This is a genomic window from Paenibacillus sp. JT31N11, from assembly GCF_056269285.1.
This window is the reverse complement of the sequence record NZ_JBWDNQ010000007.1, coordinates 299,156-310,592: the sequence shown is the minus strand read 5'-3', so window position 1 is coordinate 310,592 and position 11,437 is coordinate 299,156. Positions and strand designations below refer to the sequence as shown.

Genomic DNA, 11,437 nt, shown 5'->3' with positions numbered 1-11,437 from the left:
ATGACAGGTGACTGCGGAACAGATATTCAAAAGAGCAAATACCCAGAAATTGGGAGAAGTGTTTCATAAGTAAATCTTTTCAATAGTAAAATAATGAAGAAGCGTTGGCCAGTATGGTGCCAACGCTTCTTTTTTGAATTTAGAATAGCTTTTGAAACCCCGCACGGGAAATAACGGGCTGAAACAGCCGCTCTGTTCCAGTCTCATACTTCAAGAGACACGGGTTACTGGCGATTTTCCTAACTCCTGATTGATAGCAGTCTTCTTCTCGAAATTAGGAATAATTCTTGAGGAAATAAAAGCGACAATGGGTACGGTCAATACAACGCCAAAGCAACCGGTTATTCCTTGAATCACTTCTATGGTTACCATATTCATATTAAGCAACTGGGTAAGGGGCGCTTTAATCGCATATAAGATCATGAGCGAAGCGAGGGTCGTTCCTGTAAGGGCAAGGATCAAAGTATTCGCCATTGTGCCCATCATGTCGCGGCCCACATTAATACCTGATTTAAACAATGCTTGCTTGCTCAGCTTAGGATCCGTCGTATAAACTTCATAAATGGATGCGGCAATGGAGATGCCTACATCAATAATGGCGCCAAGGGAGGAGAGTAGTATTCCTGCGAACAGCAGCCCTCCGAGTTGGAGTCCGGTCTCATCGGCAACGACGACCAAGACTTCGACCTCTGCGGTATTATAGCCTGAAATATGGGCTAAATTTCCGGCAATATAAGCAATAATCCCCGAAATCGCCACTCCGCTAATGGTGCCTAATATAGCTGCCAACGATCTCGAACTCCAACCGTTCAATAACAGCAATGTGATACAAGTGGCAAGGATAACGACCAACACGGATGCAAGAACCGGAGAATAGCCTCTATATAACATCGGGATAAATAAATATACTACGCAAGCAAAAGTGAATATGATGCCCAGAACCGACATCAAGCCTTTCTTTCCGCCAATCCACCACAAAACCCCGAAGAACAGCAAAGCCATCCCATACATAATAGGTGCCCGATAATAACTGTAAACCGTTATCAAATAGTACGTGGGGTCAGCAGTGTCAATGTTTACAATCAGGGTCTGCCCTTTTTTAGCAATAACGTTTAGATATACACTCACATTGTTTGTAATGGTATGAACTTCACCTTTATGCTCACCGGACAGAATTTTAAGCTCTATCTCCTGGGAACCGGTATAGAAATTTCCTCTTTCCGGATCCTTTTGTAAATTTTCGCTGACAATCTTCAATACTTTTGCTTTTTCATATTTTTTGTTAGATGAACTGCCTTGATCATTATACTTTGGCTCGGGAGATTGATTGAAAGCATACATTGATCCGGATATGAGCAGCAATATAGCAATGAAAAGAATGACTCTGACTTTTTTTGATGCAAACATATCTTAACCTCCATGAAGTTTGTGACCCAAATCAGTACGATTGATTATACCAATAAAGCCTGTTCTTTGGACTTGCTTTACATAAACAACACAATGCATCTCTTTTCAGTTGATTAGATTTAGATGATAGTATTTAAGAGGTGTGATTTTCTTAAGAGAGTTATTCAGGAGGACATGAAGATGATGACAAGATGGATTCTGTTGGTTGCAGCATCGTTAGCTCTGTTTGGTTTGTGGGCGCAGGTTACATTGGCCCATGACAATAACAGCTTAGCCTATTCGGATATTACATTTGAAAATGGCGCCATTAAATATGTATTGAAGATAGATATGTACGATCTGAGAGCAGCGACGGCTCCGGATGATCCTGATATAGCCTCAACAGCTCCAGAAGTTTTGGACCGTTTCGTCAATAATTCGCGGGAATCAGTAGAAGCTTATATGCTTTCCAAAATCCAATTATATGCAGATGATTTGCCGCTTAAGGGAAAGCTGACCAAGCTTTCTCACATAGAGAAGGAGAACGAGGTTCAACCATTTGCCGAAGCGGAGCTGTCGTACCCGGTAAGGAATATCCCGAAGGCTTTTGTTTTGGATTATGATCTGGTTTTTGAAAGTGATCAATGGCATGTTAACTATGTGTCGATAAACCTTGGAAATTTGAAGCAGGAAGCCGTGATCGTGAACGAACTCCGGGAGCTTCAAGTAGGTCAAATGAGCTTCCAATATGCGATCCAGCATTTTTTCATGATTGGTCTGGAGCATTGGTTAACCGCTGTTGAAGCTATTTTGCTCCTATTGGCTCTTATTATAGGAAGCAAAACGATAAAGCAGACCCTTGCGGTTGTGGCTGTGTTTGCCGCAGCGCATTCTTTAACCCTGATCTTGGCTGGCTTGCACGTTGTGTCATTGCCTGACAGCTTCGTCGAATCTGTCATCCCTCTGAGTGTTCTATATGTGGCATTGAACACCCTGTTCAACAAGAATATGAAGTATCATATATGGCTGGCTGGCCTTTTTGGTTTAATCCACGGGTTCGGGTTTGCTGGGGTATTGTCAGGGATGAAAGAGGACGGCGGACATTCTGTCTCTTCTCTAGTAGCCTATAATGCGGGTATTGAAGTCGGTTTGATAATTATTGCGCTGATCCTTTATCTCGTAATCTATTATTTACGCAAGCTCCAACGGGTAATTCCGGGAATCCTTACAGCAATTGCGCTTTTTGGATTGGTCTGGTTCATTATGAAAGCCTATTTGTAAAATCAATTCCTGCAAACGAGGTTAAGTCAAAATGTTGCCACATTTACACAATTTTCATGTAATTGAACATTTCATTTTACAAACTTAGGCTATATTGATGCAGTTGCTCTTATGGGGGAGACATCCCGGGCAAACATTATTTAAGAGGTGATTTTTTTAATGTTGAAGAGATTCAGTCAGAAGGAGCAAAGAGTATACAAGATTAGTATAATGGCTCTGTCATTGCTGCTTGTCATATCTCTGCTCCCGTCGAGAATCCCGGGCTTTAATAACAAGCTTAGTCCGGTAAACGTCGTCCAAGCTGATGCAGTCCCTTACTCTGTCAAGGACATTGCGCTTAATACTGGTGCAGATGAGACAAAACTGAATTTTACGTGGTATACACCCGGTCAACCGGCTGCCAGTATTGTTCAGATGGCCAGGAAATCAGATATGACTGGAACTGACTTTCCTACTGCCAACGCTGTGACAGTAACAGGAACGGCAACTACAGCAGCGACAGTTACAGGAGTAGTCTATTATTCCAATAAGGCAACGGCTATCAACCTCGCTCCAAAAACTCAATATGTATACCGTGTAGGTGACGGCAACGATGCCAACTGGAGCCCGGTTTACGATTATGCCACTCAAGATCCTACAAACTACACCATCATGTTTGTAGGAGATCCACAACTTGGCGCTTCGGGCAGTCTGCCCAATGATACGGCCGGATGGTTAAATACGCTGAACCAAGCGGTCAGCAAATTCCCCAACTTCAGCTTTATCATGTCTGCAGGGGACCAAATTGAAACTAACAGCAGCGAAGCGCAGTATGACGCATTTGAAAGTCCTGCGGTTCTTAGAAACCTGCCTATGGCAACAGCTGTTGGTAACCACGACACCAATGTGAATTACAAATATCACTTTAATGTTCCTAATGAATCAACGCTGGGCGCGACCAATGCTAGCGGTGATTACTACTACACCTATGGCGATACCTTGTTCATGGTATTGAATACCAACAATATGAACGGTGCCGAGCATGGCAAATTCATGGAAGACACAGTGGCTGCAGTTCCAGACACCAAATGGAGAATCGTAACGTTTCACCATGATATCTATGGAGCTGGTCCACACTCAACGGAGACAGCAATTACCGGCTTAAGACAAGCTCTGTTTCCATTCTTCGATAAACTGGATGTAGACATGATCTTTATGGGTCATGATCACTCTTATGTTAGAACATTTGTTATGAATGGTGACAATCTTCAAGGAAGACAGCTTGTCGACAGTCAAGGAAGAGATGTTAACCCTACGGGTTCAACCTACATTACAGCGAACTCGGCGAGCGGAAGTAAGTATTATGAATTGCAAACAACACCGGAAGTATATTCCGAAGTCAGAATGCAGCTTCATACACCAACCTTCTCCTCCATCAGCGTTACCCCGACCAGCATTACGGTTGACACTTTCCGGTCGGATACATTGGAAAAGCTTGATACTTATGGTTTGGTTAAAGAGCCAGAGAAAGTAAAAGTGTACGCTAAAGCAAATCAACAAGACGATGCAACTGCAAATGTTGATTATTACTACGCAATGAGCAATGCTACCGCAGTACAGAAACTGGATACTACATTCAATTACGACAGCACAAAAATCAAGTATGTAGGTGCGGAACTGGTAACACCAGATACTGGTGATTTCGCCGCTACAGAAGTGAGCCCTGGAGTGGTAAACATCAAGGCTGAACTTGATGAAGCAATCCGCTTTGAAGTCTATGACACGTATAAGGATATCATCAAGCTTTCTTTTGAGCTTGTAGATAAGCAAAATCCTGTAACAGCAACTTTAGATCTTGGAGAGTCTGCTCTTACTACCCTAAACAAACATAGTGAGGTAGCATCCACTGTGGAAGTGAGTAAGGCTGATGTTACGGTCGGAGTTCCAACCACCGGAGTTGTGCTGGATAAAACCACGCTCAATTTAACAGAAGGTGACACAGCAAACCTGACTGCAACGGTACAACCAACGAACGCTACGAACAAATCGGTGAGCTGGAGCACAAGCAACGCATCGGTTGCCACGGTAGATTCGACGGGTAAAGTAACGGCAGTATCAGCAGGAACAGCCACGATTAAGGTAACGACAACAAACGGCAGTTTCGAAGCAACAAGCGCGGTGACAGTAACCGCTGGAACTACAACCGTTCCGGTAACCGGAGTTGTGCTGGATAAAACCACGCTCAATCTAACGGAAGGTGACACAGCAAACCTGACCGCAACGGTACAACCAACGAATGCTACGAACAAATCGGTGAGCTGGAGCACAAGCAACGCATCGGTTGCCACGGTAGATTTGACGGGTAAAGTAACGGCAGTATCGGCAGGAACAGCCACGATTAAGGTAACGACAACGAATGGCAGTTTCGAAGCAACAAGCGCGGTGACAGTAACCGCTGGAACTACAACCGTTCCGGTAACCGGAGTTGTGCTGGATAAAACCACGCTGAATTTAACAGAAGGCGACACAGCAAACCTGACCGCAACGGTACAACCAACGAACGCTACGAACAAATCGGTGAGCTGGAGCACAAGCAACGCATCGGTTGCCACGGTAGATTCGACGGGTAAAGTAACGGCAGTATCGGCAGGAACAGCCACGATCAAGGTAACGACAACAAACGGCAGTTTCGAAGCAACAAGCGCGGTTAAAGTAACGGCTGAAACCACCACCGTTCCTGTAACCGGAGTTGAACTGGACAAAACTGCTCTTGATTTGCAGGAAGGAGCTTCGGCTCAACTGACTGCAACTGTAAAACCCGAGGATGCAGCGAACAAAGCGGTGAGCTGGACATCAAGCAGCACTTCGGTTGCTGCTGTAGATTCAAATGGTAAAGTGACTGCCAAAGCATCAGGAGCGGCTACAATCACAGTGACGACGGCTGATGGCAGCTTCAAAGCAACAAGCAAGATCACTGTATTCGGTTCGACAGGAACACCATCGACAGGTACACCGTCAACCGGTACACCGTCGACAGGTACACCATCAACCGGAACACCATCGACAGGTACACCGTCAACCGGCACACCATCAACAGGTACACCATCGACAGATACGCCATCGACCGGAACACCATCGACAGATACACCATCGACCGGAACACCGTCGACTGATACACCGTCGACTGGAACACCTTCAACCGGAACGCCTTCAACTGGCGGCAATGGTAGCACGACGAATCAATTTAAAGACGTTCCTGCCGGATATTGGGCAGCAGCAGCAATTAACGACCTGGTATCGAAACAAATTCTCAACGGTACGAGCGGCACGACGTTTGAACCTCAACGCAGCGTGACACGCGCCGAGTTCACAGCGATGCTGGTAAGAGCCTTGGAGCTTACAGAGCAAAGCACTGTGAAATTCACAGACGTGAAAAGCGGAGACTGGTATGCGGATGCAGTTGCCGCAGCCGTGAAAGCGGGAATCGTTCAAGGAACGAGCGCAACGCAATTCGGAGCCAACGCAAAAATTACGCGTGAGGAAATGGTAACGATGCTTATGCGCGGATACGAGAAGCTGCATGGCAAACCGTCGGTAGACGGAAGCATCAGCTTTAAGGATCAAGCTAAATTCTCGTCATGGGCAGCAGCTTATATTAAAGAAGCAGCGGCGCTTGGCCTGGTTGGCGGACGCGAAGAAGGCGTATTCCAGCCTGCTGGAATCACTACACGCGGTGAAGCCGCTCAAGTCATCTTTAATCTTTTGAGCAAATAAGCGTCTTATCGTAATAGGTTAACAAGGATGCCGTTCTTATGAACGGCGTCCTGTTATCTTTACAGGGAGGATATACAATGTTCCGTATAAACACCGCTGTGCGATTTTCCATTTGCATTGTGGCCGTGTTGGCCCTTCTTCTGATACCCATTGAACACCAGGTGGATGCCCACGCATACAGCGCCGGCTACACGACGTTGAATTTGACCAAATCGAATATCGAAATGACCTATGCCCTGGATGAGCTGTCTGTGATCGAGCTGGCCGGCGGGGATACGAATAAGAACGGCAAGCTTGAAGAGGAAGAATTTGCTGCAATTAAAGACGGGCTTACGGTATTGTACAAGGAAAATTTAAAGCTGCAAATTAACAATGAAATCAAAGATTGGACCCAAATAGAAAGCTTTGATATGGAACAAAAAGGGAGTGCCGCCAATGCGATCCTGAAGGTTGTCTTTCCGCCCGCAACCGCATCCGAGCCCATTTCCTTGACAGATAATCTGTACGTGAACGATTCCGTCACCAACTATGTTAATTTAGTTACGATTAACTACGGCAGCCAAAAAAGCACATCGGCTCTATCCGGCAAATACCGGGATTGGAGCATGCAGTTGACCGAGAAAGACTATGCAGGTCTGCAGCAGGATGCGCTGGTCCAGCAAAACAGCGGCAGCGGGCAAACGGACAAGCCGCAGGAAGAGGAATCTGGCCCATCGGAAGTCATGTCAGGCTGGTATTCATTCTTTACACTGGGGATTAACCATATATTATCCGGATACGATCATCTCCTGTTCCTGTTTTCACTGCTCATCGCAAGGCAGAAGTTCAAGCAATATGCGGCCATGATCACTGCATTTACGATCGCTCACAGCATTACGCTGACGCTTACGGTATTGGGAATTATTAATGTATCTCCAAGCATTGTCGAGCCTGCGATTGCGCTCAGCATCTGCTTTGTCGCGTTAGATAATATTATCCGCAAACAGGTCAGTCACCGCTGGGTGCTGACGTTCTTCTTCGGCTTGATTCATGGAATGGGCTTTGCCGATATTCTGAAGGAAATGGATCTTCCGCGAAGACAGCTGGCTGTGGATCTGATCAGCTTCAACCTCGGCATTGAAGCCGTTCAGGTAACGCTGGTCGCCATTCTGCTGCCGCTGCTTATGATGCTGCACCGCTGGAAATTTTCAAGGCGGACCGTTATTGCCGGCTCGTCGCTTGCGTTCATGCTGGGCGGAATCTGGCTCGTTCAACGGGTATTTCTTGGATGAATCAGCCCAGCCTCCTAACGGCAGGCAAAGGGGCATTGCAATAACCCGCCCAGGTAATATGAAATGCACCTCATAGGACAGACGTTGAATAACTCTCCGGTTCATTCGACATCTATTCCAAGGGGTGTATTTTTTTGCATACTTTTTTACAACTCTCACAAACTTCTGCAACAACTAGAGTGTATATTCAGCGGATAGAGCGGAGGCGCAGCATATTGGAGAACATATTGATTATAGAAGACGATCAGGCCATTTCCGACCTCATTAAACTGAATCTGGAGGTTGCGGGCTACGAGTGCAAACAAGCCTATAACGGACAAGATGCTCAAAGCGTTCTCTCGGGTTTTTCTCCGCAATTAATTTTACTGGACATCTCCCTTCCCGACATGGAGGGTTACGAGCTGATGCCCCGGTTCAGCCGCAGCGGAGTTCCGGTCATATTTCTGACTGCGCGGAACAGCCTTGCTGATAAAGTAAGAGGACTCAAGATGGGGGCGGACGATTACATTGTAAAGCCCTTTGAAGCAATGGAGCTGTTGGCCAGAATAGAAGTCGTGCTTCGCCGGTATGGAAGCAAAGCATATCAGATAACATGCGCGGGCCTTGACATCTACCTGGAGGAGCGCACGATAAAGCGAGACGGCACCGTTATCGAACTTACAATGAAGGAATACGAGCTGCTCCTTCTTCTTATCAACAACCGGAACAAAGCCCTGTCCCGAGAAAAAATCCTTGAGCTTGTCTGGGGCTACGATTACATGGGCGAGACGAGGACTGTCGACATTCATGTCCAGAAGATTCGAAAAAAACTGAGATGGGAAGAGCGGATTAAAACCGTCTACAAGTACGGTTACAGGCTGGAGGCTCATGAATGAGACTCTGGCAGAAGGTTTTTTTTGGCACCTTCCTCCTGTTTGAGCTGCTGTTCAACGCCTCTTCATTTTATCTTATCGAGCATAATTTCAATCAGAATTTGATGAGAGAGATCGACAGAACCTTGTCGGAGCAGCATATTCTGCACGTTCAGATTGAGACGGACTGGTCGTATATTAATAGTTTGAATCAGCTGTTACATTTGGCAAAAAACAATGCAGATGATTTTATTAAAAATAACACTCAAAAATATCTGAAGTCTTTTGACACCGACAACGTGTCCATTGAAGTATGGGATGAACAGAATCAAACGGTTTTTACCGATTTCACCCAAATCGTAGCCGGCCCGAGGAATGAGCTTGAGATACGGGATTCCGCAAGCAGAACCTATATCATCCGGGATGTTGGCCAGAAGAGCTATTTATTCGTTACAAGCGGGCTCCAATTGAGCGGGGACGATTTTAAGCTCGCCTACATTCGGGATATTACAGGCATTTATCAGGATAAGACGGCTCAGATCAGAAATTTTGTAAAGATCAACATTGTCATTACCGTTATTTTGGCCGCTGGCCTTTATGTGCTGATTTGGTTTCTCACACGCTCGGTCCGCATGCTCACAAAGTCCGCACAGACTATAGCTTCCGGCCACTATTCACACCGTGTCGGCGTTTTATCGAATGATGAGATTGGCTTGCTTTCGGAGAATTTTAACCAGATGGCCGTTGCCGTAGAAGAAAAAGTCGAGGAACTGGAGGATGCCGCCAAGAACAGGGAACATTTTATTCACTATCTGACGCATGAATTGAAGACGCCGCTTACCTCGATTATAGGCTATGCAGACTTTTTGAGAACGACTAAATATAACGAAGAAGTTTTTTACATGGCCTTAAACTATATTTACAGCGAAGGAAAACGGCTTGAAAGTCTGTCGTTCAAGCTTATGGACCTGGTTCTCGTCGGCAATAAAAAGAAGGTCATGGACATGGAAGAGATAATGCCGATTTTTGAGGAGACGGAGCAGATTCTAAAACCACATCTGGAACAATCAAATATTGAACTTTCACTATCGGTTGAGCCTGCAAAGCTGCTTATTGAAAGAGACCTGATCAAAATCCTCTTCACCAACTTAATCGACAATGCGATAAAAGCTTCAGGAGCCGGGGGCATCATTTATTTCAGAGGGTTCATGACGGAGGAAGTCCACTATGCAATAGAGGTAGAGGACGTGGGGATTGGCATACCGGAACAGGATATACCGAAGGTGTTCGAGCCGTTTTTCATGGTGGATAAAGCCCATTCGCGGACAAACAACAGCGCGGGGTTGGGGCTTGCCATATGCGCGGAGATCGTCAGGCTCCATGAGGGAAGGATCGAGATCAGAAGCTGTCTGAATGAGGGCACTATTGTGAGGATCTTACTTCCGGGGGTATGCAACTAATTTACAACTTACCGATACTTATGAGAGATTGTTTTTCTACAATGGAGATGTAAGCTGGAACTCGCGCATTCCTGCCTACAAAAACCAATAGCGGAGGTAAAAAACATGAAATTTCAGGCAGCAGGTAAAAACAAAAAAATAGTCGGGACCGTCCTGGCGTCGGCTCTTATCATCGGAAGCCTTGGCACCATTACCGCATTTGCGGCAAACAACAGTGACGCGGTTCAGAAGGGTGCGTTGATTTCAGTGCCAGCGCCTGCGGATGCGTCGGATGCACCGGTCGCCGCACAGGGAACGATCCAATACAGCAAGGACGTATACTCGAGAACCGACGGCAGCCAAAATATCACGACCGAACGTTGGTACAACCCGGAAACCAAGGATAACAGGTCGGATACCAAGGAATATTCGGCAGATCATCAGCTGCTGCGCTATCAGAGCACCTACTATGTCAACGGCGGCAACGATCTGATTATTGTTCAAAGGGATCTGAGCGGGAATCCGGTGAACGGGAAAATAATTAAGAGGGCCGACAAACCGGATATATTTAAAAAATACGATCTAGGTAACCTGAATTTTAGTGCCCTAAAGGACTTTTACAAGGACAGCAGTTGGACATCCGTCGGCTCCGAGCAAGCACCGGACGGGAAAATCCTGAATAAGGTTATGCAAAGCTATCAGTCCTATATCAGTGACACGACGCAGGCCAATATGCAGCTCATTGAGTTTCTCGATCAGGATACCGGCCTCCCGGTAAAGGAAGAGCTCTACGAGGATTCAACAGGACAGTTCAAGCTCTTTAGCACAGATACGAGCGAATTAAACTATGTGGCTGATGACGGCTCTATATTCAATACGGATGGAATTCCGCTGACTCCCTTTCAGACTCAAACTGCTATTAATGGAAAATAATATAACTAAACAGCCTGTTGGGAACCTTCTCAACAGGCTGATTTTAAGTGCGCCAGACGCGAGCGGCAGATGGAGGGGAAACAGCTTCACGAAGGCCTGATACACATGCAGAAATGCACAGTTTCTCTTGTTGTTCAAGGGAACATCCCCGCTTAGCGCTGGAAATATCCCGCACGCTGCATGAAGACTTTTTCCACTTGTTCGACAATCGGCCCGTCCGCTTCCGACTTCTGTTTCACTTCCAGCCATTCCGGATCCTGGCCGAATACATCCCACTGGCGGTTCCGCTCGTCCATATCGTTGTATTCCATGATGTAATACAGCTTGGAGTGTCCTTCCTGATCGACCCAGAAGTCATAAACCTTCATTCCAAGGCGTTTGAAAATTCCAAGGGTGTGGTTGGCGAAACGGGCATTCATGGCTTCCATCTTCCCGGCATGAACGGAATAGATACGCAGTTCGTACAGCAAGTTAATATCCTCCCTAGGTAAAATGATTGCTTTCCTGTTAGATCCTGCCCGCT

At 46.1% G+C, this 11,437-nt stretch carries 8 protein-coding genes; 6 read left to right on the top strand and 2 right to left on the bottom strand.

Annotated features, from left to right (window positions below; genetic code table 11):
• Positions 1-210: 210 nt before the first annotated feature.
• On the bottom strand, positions 211-1,407 hold the full coding sequence (locus AC0YNV_RS23980; RefSeq protein WP_475770270.1) for a YibE/F family protein: 1,197 nt from the start codon (positions 1,405-1,407) through the stop codon (positions 211-213).
• Positions 1,408-1,587: 180 nt separating this feature from the next.
• Here AC0YNV_RS23980 and AC0YNV_RS23975 point away from each other — a divergent pair, with 180 nt between their 5' ends.
• The 6 genes from AC0YNV_RS23975 (at position 1,588) to AC0YNV_RS23950 (ending at position 10,914) form a co-directional block, all read left to right on the top strand.
• Positions 1,588-2,667 (top strand): HupE/UreJ family protein, encoded by a 1,080-nt coding sequence (locus AC0YNV_RS23975; RefSeq protein ID WP_475770269.1) that lies wholly within the window; start codon positions 1,588-1,590, stop codon positions 2,665-2,667.
• 159 nt (positions 2,668-2,826) lie between these two features.
• Entirely contained in the window at positions 2,827-6,420 is a 3,594-nt protein-coding gene (locus tag AC0YNV_RS23970; RefSeq protein WP_475770268.1) for an Ig-like domain-containing protein, read from the top strand.
• A 77-nt stretch (positions 6,421-6,497) separates the two neighbouring features.
• Positions 6,498-7,691, top strand: a complete 1,194-nt coding sequence (locus AC0YNV_RS23965) for a HupE/UreJ family protein (protein ID WP_475770267.1) — start codon at positions 6,498-6,500, stop codon at positions 7,689-7,691.
• 215 nt (positions 7,692-7,906) lie between these two features.
• Complete coding sequence (locus AC0YNV_RS23960) at positions 7,907-8,566, top strand: response regulator transcription factor (RefSeq protein WP_475770266.1); 660 nt, start codon at positions 7,907-7,909, stop codon at positions 8,564-8,566.
• Positions 8,563-10,002 carry a sensor histidine kinase gene (locus AC0YNV_RS23955; protein ID WP_475770265.1) on the top strand — a complete coding sequence of 480 codons (1,440 nt, stop codon included), beginning with the start codon at positions 8,563-8,565 and terminating at the stop codon, positions 10,000-10,002. Before AC0YNV_RS23960 ends, AC0YNV_RS23955 begins: the two co-directional genes overlap by 4 nt.
• Before the next feature lie 105 nt (positions 10,003-10,107).
• Positions 10,108-10,914 (top strand): hypothetical protein, encoded by an 807-nt coding sequence (locus AC0YNV_RS23950; protein WP_475770264.1) that lies wholly within the window; start codon positions 10,108-10,110, stop codon positions 10,912-10,914.
• Positions 10,915-11,066: 152 nt separating this feature from the next.
• On the opposite strand, the gene AC0YNV_RS23945 is transcribed toward AC0YNV_RS23950, so the two are convergent.
• On the bottom strand, positions 11,067-11,384 hold the full coding sequence (locus AC0YNV_RS23945) for an NIPSNAP family protein (protein ID WP_475770263.1): 318 nt from the start codon (positions 11,382-11,384) through the stop codon (positions 11,067-11,069).
• Between the last annotated feature and the right edge of the window lie 53 nt (positions 11,385-11,437).

Bases quoted from the DNA above. Each gene is read 5' to 3' on its own strand.
- AC0YNV_RS23965 (WP_475770267.1), top strand. From the start codon at position 6,498: ATGTTCCGTATAAACACCGCTGTGCGATTTTCCATTTGCATTGTGGCC.
- AC0YNV_RS23970 (WP_475770268.1), top strand. From the start codon at position 2,827: ATGTTGAAGAGATTCAGTCAGAAGGAGCAAAGAGTATACAAGATTAGT.
- AC0YNV_RS23955 (WP_475770265.1), top strand. From the start codon at position 8,563: ATGAGACTCTGGCAGAAGGTTTTTTTTGGCACCTTCCTCCTGTTTGAG.
- AC0YNV_RS23950 (WP_475770264.1), top strand. From the start codon at position 10,108: ATGAAATTTCAGGCAGCAGGTAAAAACAAAAAAATAGTCGGGACCGTC.
- AC0YNV_RS23975 (WP_475770269.1), top strand. From the start codon at position 1,588: ATGATGACAAGATGGATTCTGTTGGTTGCAGCATCGTTAGCTCTGTTT.
- AC0YNV_RS23980 (WP_475770270.1), bottom strand. From the start codon at position 1,407: ATGTTTGCATCAAAAAAAGTCAGAGTCATTCTTTTCATTGCTATATTG.